This window comes from Rhizobium redzepovicii, assembly GCF_019793435.1.
GTDB lineage: Bacteria > Pseudomonadota > Alphaproteobacteria > Rhizobiales > Rhizobiaceae > Rhizobium > Rhizobium redzepovicii.
In genome coordinates this window covers 192,690-214,424 of sequence record NZ_JAILYH010000002.1, presented here as the reverse complement: position 1 = coordinate 214,424, position 21,735 = coordinate 192,690, and the positions used below count along the sequence as shown (strand labels likewise).

Annotated in this window: 9 protein-coding genes and 1 pseudogene; 6 read left to right on the top strand and 4 right to left on the bottom strand. The window is 62.1% G+C overall.

Features of this window, described 5'->3' with window-relative positions; all coding sequences use genetic code 11:
- Nucleotides 1-179: 179 nt before the first annotated feature.
- Genes sigJ through K6N12_RS03350 form a run of 3 tightly spaced genes read right to left on the bottom strand, consistent with a single transcriptional unit; the run spans nt 180 to nt 1,937 of the window.
- Complete coding sequence (sigJ, locus tag K6N12_RS03360; protein ID WP_206099922.1) at nt 180-1,049, bottom strand: RNA polymerase sigma factor SigJ; 870 nt, start codon at nt 1,047-1,049, stop codon at nt 180-182.
- Nucleotides 1,046-1,567: a carboxymuconolactone decarboxylase family protein gene (locus K6N12_RS03355; RefSeq protein WP_131710557.1), complete on the bottom strand. Its 522-nt coding sequence runs from the start codon at nt 1,565-1,567 to the stop codon at nt 1,046-1,048. Before K6N12_RS03355 ends, sigJ begins: the two co-directional genes overlap by 4 nt.
- A complete protein-coding gene (locus K6N12_RS03350) occupies nt 1,560-1,937 on the bottom strand; it encodes a hypothetical protein (protein ID WP_131710558.1) in 378 nt (125 codons plus the stop codon). Before K6N12_RS03350 ends, K6N12_RS03355 begins: the two co-directional genes overlap by 8 nt.
- A gap of 249 nt (nt 1,938-2,186) precedes the next feature.
- Here K6N12_RS03350 and K6N12_RS03345 point away from each other — a divergent pair, with 249 nt between their 5' ends.
- Genes K6N12_RS03345 through K6N12_RS03335 form a run of 3 tightly spaced genes read left to right on the top strand, consistent with a single transcriptional unit; the run spans nt 2,187 to nt 16,141 of the window.
- The gene (locus tag K6N12_RS03345) at nt 2,187-7,829 is read left to right on the top strand and encodes a lysozyme inhibitor LprI family protein (protein WP_222148738.1); all 5,643 of its coding nucleotides are present in this window, start codon (nt 2,187-2,189) and stop codon (nt 7,827-7,829) included.
- Between the two features lie 5 nt (nt 7,830-7,834).
- Complete coding sequence (locus K6N12_RS03340) at nt 7,835-13,801, top strand: alpha-2-macroglobulin (RefSeq protein WP_222148737.1); 5,967 nt, start codon at nt 7,835-7,837, stop codon at nt 13,799-13,801.
- 48 nt (nt 13,802-13,849) lie between these two features.
- Nucleotides 13,850-16,141, top strand: coding sequence for a transglycosylase domain-containing protein (locus tag K6N12_RS03335; RefSeq protein WP_245426886.1), 2,292 nt, complete (start codon nt 13,850-13,852; stop codon nt 16,139-16,141).
- 34 nt (nt 16,142-16,175) lie between these two features.
- Here K6N12_RS03335 and K6N12_RS03330 read toward each other — a convergent pair.
- A pseudogene (locus K6N12_RS03330) lies at nt 16,176-17,302 on the bottom strand (helix-turn-helix transcriptional regulator).
- Nucleotides 17,303-17,922: 620 nt separating this feature from the next.
- Between K6N12_RS03330 and K6N12_RS03325 the strand changes: the two are divergent.
- From K6N12_RS03325 to K6N12_RS03315, 3 genes are all read left to right on the top strand, one after another.
- On the top strand, nt 17,923-18,123 hold the full coding sequence (locus K6N12_RS03325; protein ID WP_003591985.1) for a hypothetical protein: 201 nt from the start codon (nt 17,923-17,925) through the stop codon (nt 18,121-18,123).
- 308 nt (nt 18,124-18,431) lie between these two features.
- Nucleotides 18,432-19,664 carry an HlyD family secretion protein gene (locus tag K6N12_RS03320; protein ID WP_131710562.1) on the top strand — a complete coding sequence of 411 codons (1,233 nt, stop codon included), beginning with the start codon at nt 18,432-18,434 and terminating at the stop codon, nt 19,662-19,664.
- Nucleotides 19,646-21,640: a glycosyltransferase gene (locus K6N12_RS03315; protein WP_131710563.1), complete on the top strand. Its 1,995-nt coding sequence runs from the start codon at nt 19,646-19,648 to the stop codon at nt 21,638-21,640. Before K6N12_RS03320 ends, K6N12_RS03315 begins: the two co-directional genes overlap by 19 nt.
- The last annotated feature ends 95 nt before the right edge of the window (nt 21,641-21,735 follow it).

Below are 21,735 nucleotides of genomic sequence, written 5' to 3'. Positions count from 1 at the left end.
ACGCGTGCCTGGCTCCGGGGCGAAAATCCCGACACCTGCGAATCGACCTTGGCTGGCGCAAGATTATCACAATGATGATCTGTTCGGACTGTAGCCGGCTGGACGAGTTGAAGCATGGCCTACGATCAGCGCAGTTTCGCCAAAGGCATAAGCGCAGCCTTCACGGTGGCAACGCCGGCTCAGCTTCCCACCACATGGGCGAGCTTTTCCGGATTCCGCACGAGATAGACCGCCGCAACCCGCCCCTCGGTATCGAGGTCGATGGCCATCACCGTGTCAAGGCCGACCTCGGAACTGATCAGCATACCGGCGCCGCCATTCACCTGGGCGGGTCCGAAACGCCATCCGCCATCCGGCTGCTTGCGGGCGATGTGCATGAGGAAGTTTGCGACTTCCATGGGGCCATGAAGAACCCTGAGCGCCGCGATCACCTTGCCGCCGCCGTCCGAGATCAACTCGATATCCTCGGCCAGTGCGGCGGCAAGAGCGTCGACGGAATCGCTTTGCACAGCAGCGCTGATCGCCATCAACAGCCGCTCCACGTCGGCAGGTCGCGCCGCAAAGCGTGGCCGCCCCTCCTTCACTGCCTGCCGGGCCCGCGAGGCGAGCTTACGGACAGCGGCGGGCGAGCGGTCGAGCGTCTCGCCCACCGTGTCGAAATCCATGCCGAACAGGTCATGCAGGAAGAAGGCCGCGCGTTCGAGCGGCGACAATGTCTCGAGCGTGCGCATGACGGCGAAGGAAATGTCGAGCTCGCGATCGCTCGGGCTCTCCGTCTCGACCACCGGTTCCGGCAGCCAGGGCCCGATATAGGTCTCCCGCCGCGCCTTAAGCTGCCTCAGCCGATCAAGCGCGGCATTGGTGACGACGCGGGCAAGCCACGCCTCGCGGTCGCGGACACCTTCGCTGGCAAGGAGCTTGATGGAGGCTTCCTGTACGACGTCCTCAGCGTCGCTCACCGAACCGAGATAGCGATAGGCGAGCCGGACCAGCCGGCGGCGCAGCGCCTCCGGCATCGGCCCGACATCCCTCCCCATAGGCGCTCTCATGCGACCTCCCGAAACTCAGCCGGCAGCAAGTCGCAGCTCAGCGCCGCGCCGACGCCCCGCTTTAAGGTGGGGTAGAATTGGCCGGCGGCGACGGCTGAAGCAAGGCCCCAGAGGCCTTTTTCCCCGAAGCGGTACCGCGCCGTCTCAATCATGTCAGCAAGGTCGAACGAGTTCGCGAGAACGGCTGTCGCATAGTCGGCGGCAAGCCGCATGTCGGCATCCGCCGAACCCGGCCGGGCGATCGAGGCGAGCTGCTGTGCGCTGACGCCGGCTTCCTCCGCCATGCGAACCACCAGCATGGTGCAGGGCCCACATCCGGCCGTGCGCGCCGCGATGAATTTCGCAGCATAATAAGGTGCAGCCGGTACGCCGAAACGCTCCTGCGTGAAGGGTGTGAGCAAGGCGAGCTTGGCGAATCCGCCCGGGCTCAACTCGGCGAGATCTTCCATATAGCCGACATCATAATCATAGCGCGCGCCGAATTTGCGCGCGGCATTCCGAAAGAGCCGCCTAAACATGGGAGGTCCTCCGCTTGAACACGGCAAGCGGCATCAAGGCCGGCACGACGATCAGCGTGATATCCCGCATCGCATGGGCTGGACCGGTTCCATGCAGCCCCATTTCGGCGAGATGCAGCAGCGCATGGCCGAGCAGGAAGACGCTGGCAACAGCCACCAGAGGCCGTGCAATCGCCGCATACCAGCTCGCCATGCCCAGCGCGCAGCCGGCGCTCAGAAAGCCAAGGCCGATATCTCGAATGAAATGGGAATTGAACGGGCCAGTCTCCGTGACACCGGGTATGACGCTATACCAGAGCGGTGGTGCAGCCAGCATCAGCACCCCGTTGAAAAGCTGGAGGACGGAAAGGGCAAGAAGCAGCGGTCGCATTGAAATCTCCTTTCGCTCACAAGGACGAAGGGAGTGGAAAAATGTGACATGTCCGACGCCGGAAATTAGCCCTGCGCTCCTGCCGCAAGAGCGAGTTTTTACGGGTCACTCCACATCCAAGTGCCGACTTATAAACCACGTCAAACATTGAGCGCGTTGCGGTTCTCGGCTTGCTGCAACCGGCTCTTGTCTTGATCGAGGATAGTTCATATTGACTAGTGTGCCGGCCACTCAAAAAACGAGTTATCCATGGCTTTCATCTCTCGCCTGCGTTTGCTTGTTGCCCTCAGTGGTTGTCTTTTCCCAGCGGCCTCCCATGCGCAATCCTTTGATTGCGGCAAAGCGCAGTCCGCCATTGAAAAGGCGATTTGTGCCTCCCCTGCCTTGATTGCCCAGGACACCGCCTTGGCAGCCTCCTATCGGCAGGCATTGGCGGATCTCAACGGCGACCCGACAAGGCTGAACGATCTACGCCAGCAGCAGCGCCGCTGGTTGGCGGACCGCAACAAATCCTGCGTAGACACCGATCCGGGCCGGCTGACGGCATGCCTGGCAACAAGCTACCAGACGCGCCTTGAGGCGCTTGTGGCAGCGGGCGCTTCTCCCAGCCGCAAGCCGCCAGAATCTGCCGTCGAGCTTGCACCATCAACAGCACCGACGACACAGCCGGCGGCGGCACAAGATACATCGGCGCCGGCGGCCGTCGCAGCGCCTCAACCCGCGCCCTTAAAAGCGCCGCCCCGGCTCGTGTCGCAGCCGCATTTGGCCCCGGATCAACTGCCTGCGGATCAGGATGGCAGCACCTTGCTGACCGTCGACACTTCAGGCCATATCACCATCCGCACGCAGAGCACTTCCGGTGTGGCGCTGCAGCTTGTCGACATGATCGCCGGCCCCGGCGACCGCATGGGCGCAGCCGGAGTCAGCGACGGCCGGATCGATGCCCTGCTCGACAAAGGCACCTACAAGGTCCGTGTGTTCGGTGCCAAGGGAGCCGCCGGCGACGTCAAGCTCACCGCGCAAGCCTATCAGGAGCTTGAACAGCCCGACGCCGCCTTGACCTCGCTCACCCCCATCCATGCCGATCTCAGCGATCTGCAGCAAAGATCCTATTGGATCGACATTCCCGATTCCGGGCGCGTCGATATCGAGGCGGTCGGACGCTCGCTGCAGGATCTGCGCTTGTGGCGGAACGGCACCGATATTGCCGATCTCTCGCCGAAAATGTCGATCTTCGAATTGAAGCCGGGCCTCCCCATGAGCCGGGCGACGCTGACGGGAACGGTCGAGGCCGGCCGCTATCTCGTGACGGCCTATGGCGGTCAGAAGCTTGTCTGGACTAGCGCGGACGCCGCAGAGCCATTCCATATTCGCACCGGCGCGCAGCTTTCGCTGGCCGGAGGGATAGCCGAAAATGTCATCGGACCCTTCGGCTCGATCCGTTTCGAGGCGCCGGCAGATCTCGATACCTTCCGTCTGGAGCTGCCGCAATCGGCGCCGGCGGTGCTCCGGGCCGGTCGGACTTCCCAAACGGCGACGGCTTTTCAGAGTGCCGTGATCGATAAGGCCAGCCGCGAACCGACAGCCACGCTTTCGCTTTCAACAGACGGCCAGCCGAGCATTGTCGAAGTCTCGGGCTATGAAGGCCAGCCTTTCCAGCTTCGGGGGCTTCGATTCGGCACCGAGACCCAATTTAAAGGCTCAGTGGCCAATCTCATCAGTCTCGACATTGCCGGCGAAGGCGGCGATGAAATTCCGGCCACGGCCCTGCTGTTGCGCCAGGACCGTGGGGGCAAAGCCACGATCGTCGCGTCCGACCTGCCTCATCTCGGCCCGGGCCAGGCTTGGCGGCGGCGCTTCAATTTACGCGGGCCGACGTCGCTGCTGTTCGAGATGACGCAAGCTGGCCAGATCGCGGTCCGCACCTCAGGCGTTGCCCTGCATGCCGACATCAGCCCGGTTCTTGTCGGCAATGCTCCGCGCGTCGACGGCCGCAATCCTGATCGTTTCGATCTGGACGCCGGCTATTATCTGCTGCGCCTGCTGCCCGATAACAATGCCGTCGGCATCGTCGACCTCACCTTCGGCACGCCGGGCCTCGTCCCACCGGTCCAACCCGCCGCTCCGGCGCGCACCACCATTTCCTTTGGCATCCGGGAAGCCGAAAAGGCCACGCGCTACCAGATCATCGCCAATGCCGCGCCCGGTCTGCTGACGGGACCTCGTGCCGTGGCCTTGCCCGCCGATCTGCAGTTGCGGCCACTGGCGCTCTGGCAGCCCGCCGATGCGGCGGCACAGCCGCAACCTCTGCCGGATCAGCCAATGTCCAATATGCCGGCGCCCGTGCCGCAGGCCAAAGGTGCTGCGAATGACGATGCGAACGTCCTGTCGCGGCCGGCGTCACCAGCGGATCTGCAGATCGACGTCCACGTACCTCCAGGCGGGACCATCGCCGCTATCGACATGCACAATACATCGGTCGCATTTGCGACCAGCAACGAGCGCGTCGACACAAAAGGCCGGACCTTGACCCTGCGCTTCCCGGTTCCCTCCGCTGCCCGGTCGATCGTCGTCAGTTGGCAGCCTGATGCTGCCGCAGCGCGCCAGATCGCACCCCCGCCCCCCGCATCCCCATTGATTGCCGGCCAACCCCAGTTTCTCGATCTCGCCGAGAACGCGGAGAAATCCTACCGGCTCGAGGTGGCGGAAGGGGGGCTTTACCGCATCGAAACCCTTGGCCGTTTGCAGACATCGCTGCGCCTTGGCACGTCATTCCTGCCGGGGCTGGGGGAAGCGTCGGACAATGGCGATGGCCACAATGCGCTGCTGCAAACCTATCTGCGCGCGGGAACCTATCAGGTCGGCCTCTCCGTGCAGAATTCCTCCGGCCATCTTGGCGTCGCCGTTACGCCGGCCTCGCTTCCGACGGCGGCAACCCTGGTCGCCGATGGCACCAGCCGAGGCATTCTCTCCGGCGGGCGCGGCGCCGTCGTGCCGATCGAGATAACACGTGCGGGATCTTATCAGCTTGATCTCTACTCCCTCGGCGAAGACCTTACTGCTCGCCTCGAGGATGCCGAGGGATGGCCGCTCACAGTGCCGGGGCCACTTTCCAGTCTCAGTCAGGATTTCACGCCGGGGCATTACCGCCTCGTGATCCTGCCGCGCGACGTCGACACGCGGTTTGTCGCACGGCTAAGACCCGTCATCGACGCGCCGCAGCTGCAGGGCCACGGACCGCATCCGCTGGCCTTCAATCAGAGCCAGGCATTTCAGTGGCGCGAGCCTCAGGGCAAGGGCGACGCGCGTGTTGCCGACGGCTGGACGTTTGATCTCTTGGCCGATGCGGATATCAGCATCGATCTGACCGAAGGCATGATCGGCACGCTGTTTCGTGACGACAAGGAGCAGATCGCCCGATTTGTCGCCGCGCCCCAATTTACCGGCAAATTGAAGGCCGGGCACTATCGCATCGACCTCACGAGCCTCGCCCATGATGACCGGCTGGATTACCAGGTTACCCTGAACACCAGGGATCTGCAGCCGGGCGAGGCGCGCTTCGTCAACCTGCCGGCCGAGCTTTCCTTCAATGTCGAGACGGACCGTGTCGTCAGCCTCGGCACTTTCGGCCGCACCGAAATCAAGGGCGTGCTGAAGGACGAACATGGCGCCGTCCTCGAACGCCTGACGGGGCGCAGCGATGATTGGAACATCGCGCTGTCCACCCGCCTGCCGGCCGGATCCTATACACTGGCGCTTGATCAGGCGGCAGCATCCGGCACGGCCGGCAGCCAAGCGGATGATAATCCCGACGATCAAGAAGCCGACGGCGATGATCAGGGGGAAGGCGACGACCAGGCCGATCTCGGGGATATCGAGGTTCAGTTCGCCCTGCCGCAGGAGCAAGCGCAGCCGGCGCTTGCAGAGAGCGGCAGTGCCTCCGTCAACGGCGCCTCCGTCTTTATTTTCCCTCTGCCGGGTCCCTTGCCGGCCAATGTAAAGGATCGGCTCACGCTGGTTGCGGCGCAGTCCACCAGCGACCTGGTTCTCTCCGTCGAAAAACGAGATGCCGATGGCGGCTGGAAGCCGCAAACCCTTGCCCGTGGCCGCACACCCTTTATCGCTTGGCCCGCTTCCGAGGGGGATGCACAATGGCGCGCATCGGTCTGGACCCTCGACGGTGGGGCAGCACCCATCAAGATCGCCGCGCGCAGCATCGTTGGCGATATGCGGGAGCCCGGCGATATCGCCTCGGAGCCCGTGGCCATCGATGGCCTCGATCTCTCTCTCAACGTTGCTCTCGCGCATGCGCCGTCGGCCGGCCTCATGGACCTCGGCGCCAGCGCCGATCTGCTTGCGGGCGCAAGTGCCGATCGTCCGCTCACGGCAGCCGCATCGGGACTTTTTGCTCCGCAATCGGATCGTTTATGGCTGGTCTCCCGTGGCGCCGGCCATGTGCGGGTGAGCCCCGCGCAACCCGATGCAGAGATCGCGCTGACGCTTTCGCCGGGAGATCAGGCGGTTATTCCAGCCATCCCTGCCTTGCCGGGTAAGGTTCGATTGTGGCGTGCGGATTCGGCCTTCGGCCAGCCGGGCCTCACGGCCGGACGCGGCATGGGTGTCGGCCTCAACAGCGCGGTCGCCCTCTCCGATAATCAGGATCTGCACATCTGGAACGCCGCAAGCGATGAAAGCCTGCAGATGCGGCTGAGGCCGATCGATGCGGCCGAACTCGAGGCGGTGCAGCTGAACGGCCCCTTGACGACGACCGTTCCAGCCTTCAGCGCGCAGCCGGTAAAGCTGGCGACTGGGGTGAAACGGCTGACGCTCGACCTGGCGCCCGGGATCGCCGTCGTCTCCGCCACCTCAACCTCTCAGCTGTTGAACGTCTGGTCGGCCGCAGCTCCCCTGTCGCGCAGCATCGCGACGTCGACTGAGGAGATCTGGCTCGTCAATCTGACGGGTGATGCCGGCTCGGCGCGCGTCAGCCTGTCACCGGGACAAGCAATTGCGCTCGGCAACGATCAGATCAAGCGCCGGTTTTTCGGGACGGTCGGATCGGAAGAAATCGTGGTTGATGCCATGAAGGGAGATGTCCTGAACGTTTCCGGCGGCGCGGCGACGTTTATCGGGGCCGACGGTCGGGTCTTGCGCGGGGAAAGTATTTCCGTCTCCGGACCCGGTCAGCTGATCGTCGATCACGGCGCCGGCCTTGTGGCGCTGTGGCTGGAACGTGGCGGCCAGTCGCCCTGGCCGAAGCCCGAACCAAAATCGATGACGCTGCCGCAGAGCGTAAAGCTCGAGGGTGAAGCCATGGCTTTCCGTCTTAACCCGGCCCAGCCGATGGTGCTCGACGTCAGCACCGACGCACCTGTCATTGTCGGCCTGGAGCAGGATGGTCACCGCGACATGCAACTCTTTCCGACGGGAGCGGAGTTCCACCGCTGTCTTGCAGCAGGTGAGGCGGTCCTGACACTCTATTCCACGCATGAAGGCCCCTTGTCGGGCAGCCTGGACATGACGGCGACACCGGTCGTGCCGGTCAATGACGGCATCGGAGCCCCGGTCGTGCTTGCACCGGGCGCGACCGCCCTGTTCGGCTTCGAGGTTAGGAATAGCGGCAATATCGGCGTCGGCCTGCGTTCCGATCCTGACCTTGCCATCGGCCGGCTACTGGATGCCAAGGGCCAGGCGCTCGGCGAAGGCGTCAATCAGCTCAAGCAACTTGCGGCAGGCTATTACCTCCTGGAAGCACGCGCACCGGCCAACGCGCCGACACTCATCGTCAGGCCTTCGGTGGTTGGATTGTCGCCACCGCCGGCGGGCCCGCCGCCCGAAATTATCAATGATTATCTGCAGCGTGCCGGTCTGAAGCCCATGGGATCGAAGTGAAACCAATGAAAAAGATCGCATTTCTCATTGCCCTCGCCCTTGCGTCTTCAACGCTGATCTCAAGCGGTCACGCGCAGCAAGGCGCTCCCTCGCCGGCACTGGATGTTCTGCAGCGCGCCGACGGCGTCAAAATCGTGCCGGAGAGGTTTTTGCGCGCCTATGATCCCGTGACGATTTTCTTTGCCACGGATACCGGCCCCGCAACCGGCGGCGCGGAAGATTCGCCCGAGCGTTTCGTGACGATGGAACCGGCTGTTTCAGGTGCCTGGCAGTGGCTCGGCCCGCGCGCTCTGCAATTCAGGCCCGCCGACAAGTGGCAGCCCCTTGCCCGCGTCAAGGTCAAGATGCTGGATCATGACAAGGGCGCCGGCGGTGAGACGGAACTGATACCGCTGCTGCCGGTGCCGGTATCGACGGCTCCGGCTGCAACCGATGATCCCGTCAGCGAGCTTGACCAGATCACCTTGACCTTTGCCGAACCCGTCGATGTCGCGGCGCTGAGCCGGCTGCTGTCGATCGAGCTGCGTCCGGCGCCCGGCATTGGCGACGAAGGCGGTCTGATGTTGGGGGCGCAAGATTTCGATATCCAGCCGCTTGAACGCAACAGCCGCGGCGATCAGCAATCCTACGTGGTGAAGTTGCATCAGAGCGTACCCGATGGCCGCGTCGCCATCCTGCGGCTGAAGCTTGCCGATACGCCGGATTTCAGCGATCAGACCTTTGAATTGCGCGTGCGCACCGCCGTGCCCTTCACCATGACCAGTTCCGATTGCGGGCGGGGCTTCGACGCCACCACGAGCGATGGCATCATGCGCTGCACCTCCAACGCGACCGTCAGCGATTACAGCGCCGCGGTCGATGATGACGGCAACGCCGCCGACAATGCCGATGCAGCGCCGGCCACTCGCCAGGGTCGCGGCATGATCTTCCGGTTTTCGAGCAATCCGGTGGTTGGGGAACAGTTCTCGGTCCGGGACGCCTTGCGCATTTCTCCGCCGGTGGACGATCTGACGGCGGAAGCAAGCGATGGGCGTCTCTATGTCAATGGCCGCTTTCTCACCGACAAGGTCTACACGCTCGATGTCGCTGCCGGCGCCTTGACGGATGACCGCGGCAGACCGCTGGCTGACGGCTTCGGCCAGAAATTCGCCTTCGCGCCGGAACAGTCTTCGCTCATCTGGGATGCGTCGCAGGGTGTGGTCGAGCGTTTTGGCCCACAACTCGTGCCGTTGCGCGGGCGCGGTTATGACAGGGCCGATGTGCGCATCCACGCGATCGATCCGCTGTCGCGCGATTTTTGGCCTTTCCCGCAATCCGACCTCGATACGGATGACGACGAAGCACCGCCTCTGCCCGGCAAGGAGCCGCAGAAATGGGCCGACAACGACGAGATTTCAGCCGATGCGATCCAGGCGCGCGTCAAGGCCCTGGGTTCGCCCGCCATATCCCAGTTCGTCGACCTGCCGATTCACAAGGGCGGCGTCGACACCAAATTCGGCCTGGACCTGAAATCGCTTTTTGCCCGGATTGCCGGTGCCGACCAGCCCGGCAGCTATCTCGTCGGCCTGCGCGCGGTGGACAGCCAAACCCGGCGTTGGCTTCGTGTACAGGTCACCGACCTGACCTTGAGCGCGGTGGAGGAGCCGGACCGGGTCCGCTTTGCCGTCACCTCGCTTGCCAGCGGCAAGCCGATGGATGGGGCGCAAATTCGCCTCGACGGTTTGCGCGACGGCAAATTCGTCACGCTTGCGGCAGGAACGACAGACGCGCAGGGCTTCTTTTCCTGGGAGCTGCAGAAGCGCGCCGACGCGAAGATCCGGCGCGTCATCGTGACGAAGGGGCTGGATACTCTGGTCGTCGATCCCGATCATGCCCCGGCCCAATATGCTGAAGACAACTGGACCAAACCCTCCGCCGCCTGGCTGGATTGGACCACCAATCCCGCGGAAAGCCGCACCGAGCAGAGCCGCACCCTCTGCCACGTCTTCACCGAGCGGCCGATCTATCGCCCGGAGGAGCCGGTGCATATCAAGGGATATGTCCGAAGCTACCTCGGAGGCCACCTGACGCTGCCGGCGCAAGGCGGCCAGATCGTCATCACCGGCCCCGATCAGCAGGAGTGGCGCGTACCGGTGCGGCTGGACGCGTTCGGCGGCTTTTATCACAAATTCGACTCGGAGACGCCGGCGACCGGCGATTACGAAGTTCACTTCGAGCCGGGCGACACCGCGCAGGCTACGGACCAGACTCAACCGGCGCAGACCTCCGGTGAGGACGAGAACGCCGACGGTCCGAGCGACGGCAATACCGATGAGGCGCAGCCAGGCGACAGCCAGGCCGATACTGCCGAGACCGCCGAGAGCGACGGCAGTCAAAGCAGCGCGGCCGACAACAGGGTCCAATGCGGCAGCATCTCCTTCAAGAAGGAGGCTTATCGCCTGCCGACTTTCGAAGTGGTCCTCAACAATCCGCAGACCGTGCCTCTCGATTCCTCCTTCAACGTGGACCTGGTCGCGCGCTATTTCGCCGGCGGCCTGCTGGCGGATCGTCCCATTCGCTGGCGCGCCGTGCAGTATCCCTACAATTGGACGCCGCCTGGCCACGAAGGCTTCCTTTTTTCGACGGATTCCCGGTACTCCGGCGGCAACGAGTTCAAATCCTCGCCCGCGCTGGAACGAGACGGCAGCACCGACGCCGGCGGCGCCTCGCGCATCAGCTTCGACACGACGATCGAGCCGACGGCGCAACCCCGCCGCTACATGGTCGAGGCGACCGTTACCGGCGACGACGATCTGCAGGTGCGCAGCATTACTACCGTCTATGCCGTCCCGCCTTTCGTGCTTGGCCTGAAGGTGCCGCGCTACGTGCCGACGCCCGGCGCCATCGAGCCTGAGATCCTGGCTGTCGACGGCAATGGCGATCCCGTCGCCGGGCTGGAGATGACGGCGCGGCTGATCCATCGCAACTGGACGTCGACGCTGCAGGCGAGCGACTTCAGCCAGGGTTCGGCGAAGTACGTCACGCAGGTCATGGACGAGACCGTTCTGGAGCGCAAGATTACCAGCACCAGCGATATCCAGACCCTGGCGCTCGAGGCAAAGGATGCGGGCGTCTACGTCATTCAACTCGAGGCCAGCGACCGGATCGGCCGCCGACAGCAGGTGAGCGTCGACTTCTTCGTCGGCGGCACCACGCCGGTCACCTGGGCACAGCCGCCCGCTCGCACCGCGGTCGTGACCACGGACAAGGACAGCTACATCCCCGGAGAAACCGCCAATCTGCTGATCCAATCGCCCTTCCAGACAGCCCGTGCGCTGGCCGTCGTCGAAGAGCCCGAGGGAACGTTCCGTTATGATTGGGTCGATATCGCCGATGGATACGGTCATTATGCTGTGCCGGTCCGCAAGGAGTATACGCCTGAAATTCCCGTGCACTTCCTCATCATGCGCGGCCGGCTGGAGACCAGCATCCCCTCGCCGAACGCGCCCTTCGACCAGGGCAAGCCTGTCACGATCGCCGCGACGAAGACGGTGACGGTAAAACCGGTGAAGAACATCGTCGCCGTTGCCTTGGATTACCCGAAGAAGGCCCGCCCCGGCGATGAAGTGGAGGTCACGCTGCATCTCGCCGACGATACCGGTCAGCCGATCGCGGGCGAGGCCACCTTCTGGATGATCGACCAGGCCGTGCTGTCGCTCGCAACGGAACAGCCGCTGGATCCGCTGCCGAATTTTATCGTCAAGCGCCAATCCACCATGGCGCTGCGCGACACCCGCAACATGGCCTTCGGCATCATTCCTCTGGACGAGGTGCCGGGTGGCGACGAGCGGGAGGAATGGGGCACGGACAACAATATCTCCGTCCGCAAGAATTTCACGCCGGTGCCGATCTATCTTCCCGACGTCAAGGTCGGCGCCGACGGCATTGCCAAGATCAAGGTGAAGCTTCCGGACTCGCTGACCGTCTTCAAGCTGCGTGCCAAGGCCGTCAGCGGTCCTGACCGCTTCGGCTACGGCACCGGCGAAATGCTGATCCGACAGGAAATCGTCGCTCAACCCGCCCTGCCTCGCTTCCTGCGTTTTGGCGACCAATTCGAGGCCGGCATCATTGCCCGTGTCGTTGAGGGTGGCGCCGGCGCCGGCGCTGCATCCATTGCTTCCGACGGATTGACGCTGGAGGGCAGCAAGGATCTTTCCTTTGCCTGGGAAGAGAACAAGCCGGCTCATATCGGCATTCTCGCCCAGGTGCCCGAGCCAAAGCCCGGCAAGGACGACGTGCGGCTGCGTTTCGGGGTCGAGCGCCTGGCCGACCACGCCAGCGACGCCGTGGAAATCACGCTGCCGTTGAAACCAGACCGCATCCCGACCAAACATTACCAGATCGTCGAAATCCCGGCGGGCGGCTCGAAAACGCTGCCCGCAACTGAGGGAGATGTGCGCCCCGGATCGTTCCAGCGTGCGATGACGCTGACCTCCGATCCGACATTGGTGAAGCTCGTTGCCGGCCTCAACACTTTGGTGGAATCTCCCTACGGCTCCACCGAGCAGCGGATATCGCTGGCCTCCTCCGGCGTCGCGTTCAAGAGTTTCGCTCCCATCCTGGCAGCGGCGAAGCTTGAAAAGCGCATAGACGGCGATGTGCACAACACCGTGCTGGCAATCGGCCAGGCGGTCGATGCCGACGGCCTTGTCGGCTTCTGGCCGCACAGCAAGGGCAATGTCTCGCTGACGGCCTGGGCCTATTCTTTCCTGGTCGCGGCCGGCAAAGCGGGCGAACCCACCGACAAGGCTTTGACGGATCGTCTTGCGAGCGTGCTGAAACTGTCGCTACGCTCGGATTATCCGCATCTGCTCAGTGGTGACGAGGTTCGCGAACGGGTCGAGGCTCTGACGGCGCTGGCCGAAGGCGGCGGGCTCGACCCCGCCTATATGGCCGAACTCGCCCGTTCGGCTGCCTTGATGCCGAATGTCAGCGTTGCCAGAATGACGGCGGCCGCAGCTGGTGCGCCTGATGCCGACCAACGTCTTGTCGGTGGTCTCGCCGACACGATGTGGTCGCGCGTGCGCATCCTCTCTCGCAATGGCCAGCTGGTTTATGACGGCCAGGCTGAGGATGGAGGCAGCCCGATCATCCTGCCTTCGGAAGCCCGCAGCCTTGCCGAAATGGTGCGCGCGGCGGCTCTGACCTCTGAAACGGATCCGCGTTATCCCGCCTTGACAAACGCCTTGCTGCAGCTCGGCGACAGCGATGGCTGGGGCTCGACCAATGCGACGTCGGCTGCGATCCGTGCGCTTGCGGTCGCCTGGCAGAGGCCGACGACGCCCTTGCCGCTGACGCTGACCCAGAGCGGCAATGTTCAAAATCTGGCGCTCGACGCCAATGACCCTGTTTTGCGACAGGTCACTCTGGATCCGAGCGCCGTTACCATCCAAAATACGGGAACGGCGCCCGCCCTCGCGCTGGTGGAGACCTCCTATCTCTCTGCTGAAGCCGGCTATAGCGCGCAAGCTGAGAGCCGGGGGTTTGCCCTGACCCGCACGCTCTACCGCGTCCCCGCCGGCAATGCGCCGCTGGAGAAACTGATCCCCGATGCCAAAGGTGCTATCCAGCTCAAGGTGGGCGATGTGTCAGAGGAAAGGGTCGAACTGGTCGTGTCCGAAGATCGGACCCATGTGGCGCTTACCCTGCCGCTGGCCGCGGGGCTGGATCCTCTCAACCCCAACATCGCCACCGCCCCGGCCGAGGCTACACCGGCAATCGCGCCGAGCCTGCCGACCGATTGGGTGTCCTACGGGGACGATCAGGTGTTTTGCGCGTCCGAGAGGCTTCCGAAGGGCAACTACACCTTCGCCTACCGGACGCGCGCCTTGATCCCCGGTTCGTATACACAGCCGCAGGCCTTCGCCGAAACCATGTACCAGAAGGGCGTGCAGGGAACGAGCGCTGCCGTGCAAATCGTCGTGGCCAAGTAGTCCACGCAGCCAGGGAAGATATCAGGCGAGGAGCCAGCCAGCCGAGCAATGACACTCTTGGGACGCCGCCGATCGAAGCTCGTTCTTTTCTCCTCGCTGGTTCTTGCAGCGGGCGCCTTGGTCTATGCCTATCTCATCCATCAGCGTGCGCAGCTGATCGCGCCGGCACCGACGCCGATCCTCTATGATCGCAGCGGCGCTTTCCTCGCGCAGATCGGCCATGCCGACGGCGCCGGCGGGCGCATCGATTACGGCTATTGGCCGCTGGAGCAATTGCCGGATCGCGTTGTGAAGGCAACGCTTGCCCTCGAAGACAGGCGGTTCTACGACCATATCGGCGTCGATCCCTATGCCATCGGCCGCGCGGCCTGGCAAAATTTCGGTGCCGTCAAGCGCCGCTCGGGCGCCTCGACCATTGCGATGCAAGTGGCGCGGATGCAGCAGCCGGAATCGCGCACCTTCGTGCACAAGATGCTCGAGGCCGGCACCGGCGTCTTGCTGACCCTGCGTTACGGGCGCGACGCCACACTGGCGCAATATTTGCGGCTGGCGCCTTACGGCAATGGCAGCCACGGCATCGCCCATGCGGCGCGCCTCTATTTCGACAAGCCGGTGGCGGATTTGTCCTGGGCCGAGATCGCGCTGCTGTCAGCCATCCCGCAATCGCCGACCCGGATGAACCCGCTGCGGCCGGAGGGCTTGCGCCGGGCCGTTCAGCGCGGTCATCACATCCTCGACGCGCTGGCAAAACAGAAGATCATTCAAGCTGACGAGGCGGAGATCGCCCACCGCCAGCTCGATGACATGCGGATGCCCGCCCTGCCCCGCCGCCCGGACGCCCTGCACCTGATATTGCGCTATCACGATCTCATCGAGAACGGCGAGATAGCGCCTGCCTCCGCGGTTGCGCCGCTGATCCACACGACGATCGACCTTGGCCTGCAGGCCGACGTGACCGCTCTCGCGCGAGACTATCTCGATGGCTGGCGCTCTGCGGGCGCGCAGCAAGTCGGGGTCATGGTGGTGTCGCGGCAAACCGGCGAGGTCCTCGCCCAGGTCGGTTCGAGCAATTATTACGGCAGGCATGCCGGCGCCTTCGACTATACGCGGACGCAGCGTTCGCCGGGCTCGACACTCAAACCTTTCATTTATGCGCTGGGGTTCGAGCGCGGCGTGCTGAAGCCGACCGACATGCTGCTCGATCTGCCGGAAGGCGCCTCAGGCATCGGCGACGCGGACCGCGAATTCCTCGGGCCCATGTTGCCCCGCCAGGCGCTGGCGAATTCGCGCAATGTGCCCGCGACCAATCTGCTGCGTAGCATCGGTCTTGAGACGACGTTCCGCTTCTTGCGCGATCTCGGTCTGCACGACCTCGAAACCCCGGCCGACTATTTCGGTCTGTCGATGGCGATCGGCTCATTGCCCACACGCCTGGACAGGCTGATGCGGGCCTATGGGGCGCTCGCCAACGACGGCCAATTGCAGGATCTGCGCTGGGCGCGCGAACAGCCGCAGCCGCAGCCCGTGCGGGTCATTTCGCTCGATACGGCCCGGTTGATTACATCATTCCTGTCTGATCCGCAGGCGCGGCTGCCAAGCTTCCACCGCTACGGGACGCTGGAATATCCATTCCCGGTCGCCATCAAGACCGGCACCTCGCAAGGTTACCGGGATGCCTGGGCCGTGGCCTATTCGGAAAAGGTCATCGTCGGCGTCTGGATCGGGAGGGGCGATGACGGCACCATGAGCCGGATGACCGGCGCCGGCACTGCCGCCCGACTTGTGCACGCCGTTATCGACCGGGTCCACGGCAACAAGCCTGGAGACATCGCCGATGCGCGTTTTCCGACGCCGCCGGACCGCAAACCGATGGAGGTATGCGTCGTCAACGGGCAGACGAATGACAATAGCTGCAGCCAGACGCTGGTGGAATGGCTGAAGCCCGATGAGATGCCGAAGGCGGCTGCGCTATCGCTTCGTTCGGACGCCAGCCTCAACCCTTTGCCGATCAGTGCAACAGCGGGGCGGAGCCAGAGCTATTCGCTCGCCAGTACCGACGCGTCCGATCCCAAGATCCATCTTGCCATCTCGACGCCGGCGCGCAACAGTCAGATCTGGCGCAATCCGGAACAGCCGGCCGCATTAGACCGGCTGCCTCTGAAGGCCGATGTCCACCCGCATGTGCCGCAAATCGTCTGGTATGTCGACGGCCAGCCCTTCGCCGTCACCGACCCCGACCGACCCGTCTTTTGGCCGATCCAGAGCGGTGAGCACCGCTTCCAAATCCGCCTGCCCTACCGCGACGAAACCTCCGCGATGGTACCGGTCTATGTGCAATGACAGCTTTCGACTGCGGAAAGCCTAGCCCACCGCATCAACGTGCGAGCGTTAGCCAATCGCCGATCGTTGTCCCAGAACGCCGCATGAAACGTGTCGCCGGGATGGCCGGGCGCTCCGTTGCTATGGTCTTTCTGACTTCACGCGGGCTGAGCCCGAATTCATGGCTGAACGCGCGCGTAAAATTAGCTGCAACGTCGAAGCCGGCGGTCTCGGCAATCTCCGAGATCGGCCTGTTGTCGGACGGGTTGGTTAGATCCGCATAGGCCTGTAGCAATCGACGTTTGCGAATGTAGTTGAAGACGCCCCCGCTCGTTTCGAACAATTGGTAGAGCCGCGTCCGCGAGATGCCCAGCGCCCGGCACATGACGTCAGGCGTCAAGCTGTCTGAATGAAGATTGAGGTGAATATAACGATGCGCCCGCTCCATCAGCCCCGTATTGGTCTGTTCCTGACCGCGGTCCAAACTTGCGGACGATGCAGCACATGCAACGACCATATCGCCGATCGTCCTGATGATCCGCGGCGCCTCCTCCACCGTCAAATTGCTGAGGTTCGCTTCCAGGCCGTCGATATAGCTGACGAGCAATTCGGCGAGGCTACCGGAGAGGGCGATGTTGTGGGCGTTCTGCAGAAGAGGCGCATCACGGGTCAGTAGTTCATAGGGTAGGAAGACGAGCACGGCGGCCCGCGGTACGGGTAACCAAGAGACCTGAAAAATATCTCGCCCGGGCCGGTCTCCGTGACATGGCGATTGGCCTCGGTCCAGGCCCGGCCGCTGCGAAGTACGCCGACATTCCAGTGATCGATTGGGCTCGACCGCAGCATGGCCTGATCGCGAATATAGCTGCATGCCTGCACGCGCTGCTGGACGATGAGGATATCGCCGAGATGCCAGCCGGTCTGTTCCGCGAGAAAACCGTCGTCCTCAGATTGTCCGTTCTGCAGGTGAACATCCACAAGCGGCGCCATATGTGATCGCCAGGACTGGAATTGTTCTTTCGGCGGCAGGTCTCGCGTCGAAAACCGCAACGGCACCAATGCAGGCGGAACGTCCACCCGATGTTCTTTCTGCGGGGACGGTTCGCGCGGCCAGCGCCGCCGCTCCAGGTGGGCCGGCCATTCCTTCCCAGCAGCGGGGTCATCCCCAGACTCCGTAACCATCGAATTTCTCCAGCGCATAAGCCGGCTGAAACGTCCGCGCAGCCCATCCGACAAACCGAATCGACTGAAGTCCTACGTGCATAAGCTACTTATCATATTCCTATACGAGCAGAAATGGACGGACCGATAATTTTCGGGATGCGGCGATAACGACAATTGCGTCCTGTTCCGGTATTTAAATGAGCACGGGCTAGTTCCGAAGGACGGTTGGAAAGCCCAAATACTCACTTGCCAGTGCAATGCAGTTTCAAAGCACTCTCAACGTGATCGACACTAAATCACAACAAAATATGCAAGCAGAGGAGGATAGGTCGTGAACTATCGGGGCAATATTCGTGCGCGCTTTGCGCGAGCAATGGCTTACGACAGCAATTCCTATTCGCATAACTGTCAGGCGCCAGGAAAAACTCCTATCGCCAATCGTGCGGGTTTCCTCTGCTCACCTTCTTGCGAGACGCTCCTGAGGCCGGACATCGGCAAATAAGGAGGCGAAGGGGTTGCGCGCAGGCTGAGGCCGTCTGTGTCGATGCGTAATAAGGCCGAGGCTTGCACGCAACCCTTACCCTATCCACCCATTGGCGAATTTTGTGACGCTGCCCATTGGCAGAATGGAGGCTAAGATGACGACCGCATGTGATGAGAAACAAATCGAATTGAAGCCGATTTCGAGCTGCAGACGAGAGGTCGAAGTCGCAATGGTGGAAATGCTCGTCAGTTTGCAGAAACATGGATGGTCGGCTGCGGAATTGGCATTGGAGCTCGCAGATGCCTCCGAAGATCTCGTCATGCTGATCGCGACCAAAAAACTTCGACCGAATTAGAAAAACGATCGCGTGGAATTATTCTGTTTTTGTCTTGATGAGGTGGCAGCATTGTCAGGCGCGGCGCAGTGATTTCCAATCACGTCAGTCGCCGCGCCTGAGATCGCTTGACCATTCCCTGCGCCAATCGACACGATGCCAGGCCTATGCCGGCGGCATTTGGTCCAGAGCCGAACTGTTTCTGCTGCAGGCTTGCGACCATCACTTGTCTAAAAATTTCAATGCGCTAAATTATGCAAGAATGGGTTGCATCCGGACCAGCTCGATTGGGACGGATGGCTGCAGAAGCGATACCTTCGGATGCCAACATGATCTGGAATCATCGCATCACACGCATCGTTGTCGGCCTGCTGCTGCTGACACTCGTGACCGTCGTTTCATTGCCGACGATTACCGGCTTTACGAGCCTTGATGGCACGGTCAATGCGCGGTTTGCTGTCGTTAATGCCCCAATCGACGGCACGATTGCGGAAGAACCCCTCAAGGTCGGCAGCCCGGTCAAAGCGGGACAAACCCTCGCAGAAATTAGAAATACGCGCGTCAATCGTGCAATCCTCGCCTCGCTCGAGGCAGATCGCAACACGGCGCTCGACCGCGTCGCGGCACTTAAAAAGGAACGCGAGGAGCTCTCCGCGCTTCGCGAGGAATTGTCTGGCAGATTGGAAGTCTACAAGCAGACCACCATTGCCAATCTCGAACGCGAAGTCGAAATCCTGCGGAAGAAAGTCGAGGTGTCGCAAGCTCAGGATCTGGTCGCCCAGGTCGATCTGAGCCGCCGGATGCAGCTCGAGTCAAAAGGCATTCTGACGCAGAAGCTGGTTGAGGCTGCGCGTGCGGCCGGTGCTGCGACCGGCGGCGAGGTCGAAATCAGCAATCTGACTGTCGATCAATTGCAACAAAGGCTCAATGCGGTCCGCCAGGGTATCTTTGTCTTCGGCGACGGACAGAATGACGTGCCTTATTCGCGACAGCGTGAAGACGAGGTTGTCGTTCGCATCAACGACTTGAACTCGCGCATTGCGGAAAACGAGACGCGAGCGACCGAAGTTCAAAAGCAGCTGGTTAAAGAGGCGAACCGCGTCAGCAGCCTTGAATCCGCAACCGCAATAGCGCCGTTCGACGGCGTTGTCTGGACCAGGAGTATCGTCAACGGTTCCAACGTCGTGCTGAACGACGAGTTGATGCGCCTCCTCGACTGTCGAGAGCTGTTTGTGGATATCCTTGTTCCCGAGGTCAACTATGACGAGATCTACCCGGAACTTGTTGCGCAGGTGCGCTTGTTCGGCCGCAGCGATGTCTTCAAGGGTACTGTCATTTCTGTCAGAGGCAGCTCGGCTTCGGTCGAGACCGATTCCTTTGCCGCCAGTTTGCCGCCGTCGACACAACGCAACGCCCGCATTCGGGTTCGCCTCGATCCATCCTTCATGAACGATGACTTTGCGAACTCCTGCCAGGTAGGGCGCACAGTGCAGGTACGGTTTTCCAAACACGGCATCGACGTGTCCAACTGGGTCAAAAGCCTGTGGTTCAGTATCTTCTAGCGCTGGTTCCGACCTTTCTCGTTATGGCCTTCTTTTTCCTGGGGCCGTTCAATTGGTCACGCCGTCACACCTGGACACGGGTGGTGACCTGCGCGTTTGTCGGTGCATTCGCATTGCGATACATGTTCTGGCGCTTGACGGAGACAGTGCTTCCCTATCCCGACGGCGGTCCGAGTTTCTACTGGGTCTGGATCCTCTTCATCGTCGAGATTCTGGCCTGCGTCGAAGTCATCCTCTTTCTGGTATTGATGAGCCGCTACGTCGACCGCAGCGCGGAAGCGGACAGGCTGGCACGCGTTTTCTTTGCGCGGGAGCAGCGTGAGCTGCCGACTGTCGATGTTTTCATTCCGACCTATAACGAGCCGCTCGACGTCCTCGAGCGAACCATCATCGGCGCCCGCTCGCTGGATTATCCTGCCGACAAATTGAATGTGTATGTGCTTGACGATCAACGCCGGGATTGGCTGAAGGCCTATTGCGAAGAAAAGAACGTCATCCACGTCACGCGCGGTGACAACAGCCATGCCAAAGCAGGCAACATGAACAACGGGCTGAAGGTCAGCTCGGGCGAGTTTATTGCGATCTTCGACGCCGATTTTGTGCCCTATCGGCATTTCCTTCGCCGGACGCTGCCCTTCTTTTCAGATGACAGCATCGGCATCGTCCAGACACCGCAACACTTCTTCAATGTCGATCCGGTGCAATCAAACCTTGGTCTGGAGAATATCTGGCCGGACGAGCAGCGCTTGTTCTTCGACGAGATCGCGCCCAGCCGAGACGCCTGGGATGTCAGTTTCTGCTGCGGGTCATGCTCGATTGCCCGCCGCGAGGCCGTCGACGCAATAGGCGGATTTCCGACGGAGTCGATCACCGAAGACCTGCTGACAACGCTTTCGATGCTCAACAAAGGCTACAAGACGCGCTATCTGAACGAGCGGCTATCGATGGGGCTGGCCGCCGAAAACCTGACCGGTTATTTCGTGCAGCGCGAACGGTGGTGTCAGGGGGGTATTCAAACCCTTTACCTCTATAATGGCCCGCTGCGCGGTCCGGGATTGACGCTCTTTCAACGGATCATGTTCCTGCCGGCGTCATGGCTGGTGCAGTATCTGGTCCGCTTCACGATATTGCTGGTCCCGATCGTCTATCTCTGGTTCGGCCTGCTCCCGCTCTATTTCACCGATATAGCCGATTATGTCTCTCATCAGGTGCCGCTGCTGGCGGCCTATTTTCTGCTGATGCTGTGGATCACGCCGACGCGCTATCTGCCTGTGATATCAAGCGCCGTCGGGACCTTTTCGACATTCCGCATGTTGCCGACCGTGGTCTCCAGCCTGGTGAGACCATTTGGCAAGCCGTTCAGGGTGACGCCAAAGGGCAGCGGCAACGAGGCGAACCAGTTTGACCGCTACAGCTTCGCCTGGATCGCAATCATGATCACGGTCACCGTCCTTGGACTTCTGGTCAACGTCGTACCGGAAACGTCGCATGTACAAGGCCAGTTTTCACCGGTCGCGGCGTGGTGGTCAGGCATCAATATCGTCGTCCTGCTCATCGCGTCGCTGATCTGCTTTGAGAAACCCCGGCGTTTGTTTCATGCGTTCAAGCTCGATGAACCCGCTGTCGTCGACGACGTCCCCGGCCAAATCGTCAGTCTGGCACTGGACAAAGCGGTCGTTGCGGTCCCCAGCATGGCCCGATTTCAATCCAAATCGGTCATGCTGAAACTCCCCGGCTTCGCCCCGTTCAAAGCGGAGCTCGGACAGGTCACTCAACGACGAAGCAGCATAAGTCGCGGCGGCGACAAGCAAGCCTATTACCTGCACCTGTATTTCGAACTCAGCGGCGCTGCGCGTGACAACATGATTGTCAAACTCTATACCGGTCAATATTCCCGCGATATTCGCGACATCGACAAGGTTGCCGTCTCCCTTAATCTGTTGCTGCGGTCATTCGGGCGAACGCGCACTTTGTAGCCGGGCTCATGCGAGAGTTCGCCGCATCTCTGACGACGTTGGCCTCGCTTGACCGCCTTGTGGAGTCGAACCGAGGGCACCTAAAATTACATGAT

Excerpts from the sequence above, each read along its gene's own strand:
- sigJ (WP_206099922.1), bottom strand. The coding sequence starts at position 1,049 with ATGAGAGCGCCTATGGGGAGGGATGTCGGGCCGATGCCGGAGGCGCTG.
- K6N12_RS03355 (WP_131710557.1), bottom strand. The coding sequence starts at position 1,567 with ATGTTTAGGCGGCTCTTTCGGAATGCCGCGCGCAAATTCGGCGCGCGC.
- K6N12_RS03350 (WP_131710558.1), bottom strand. The coding sequence starts at position 1,937 with ATGCGACCGCTGCTTCTTGCCCTTTCCGTCCTCCAGCTTTTCAACGGG.
- K6N12_RS03345 (WP_222148738.1), top strand. The coding sequence starts at position 2,187 with ATGGCTTTCATCTCTCGCCTGCGTTTGCTTGTTGCCCTCAGTGGTTGT.
- K6N12_RS03340 (WP_222148737.1), top strand. The coding sequence starts at position 7,835 with ATGAAAAAGATCGCATTTCTCATTGCCCTCGCCCTTGCGTCTTCAACG.
- K6N12_RS03335 (WP_245426886.1), top strand. The coding sequence starts at position 13,850 with ATGACACTCTTGGGACGCCGCCGATCGAAGCTCGTTCTTTTCTCCTCG.
- K6N12_RS03325 (WP_003591985.1), top strand. The coding sequence starts at position 17,923 with ATGACGACCGCATGTGATGAGAAACAAATCGAATTGAAGCCGATTTCG.
- K6N12_RS03320 (WP_131710562.1), top strand. The coding sequence starts at position 18,432 with ATGATCTGGAATCATCGCATCACACGCATCGTTGTCGGCCTGCTGCTG.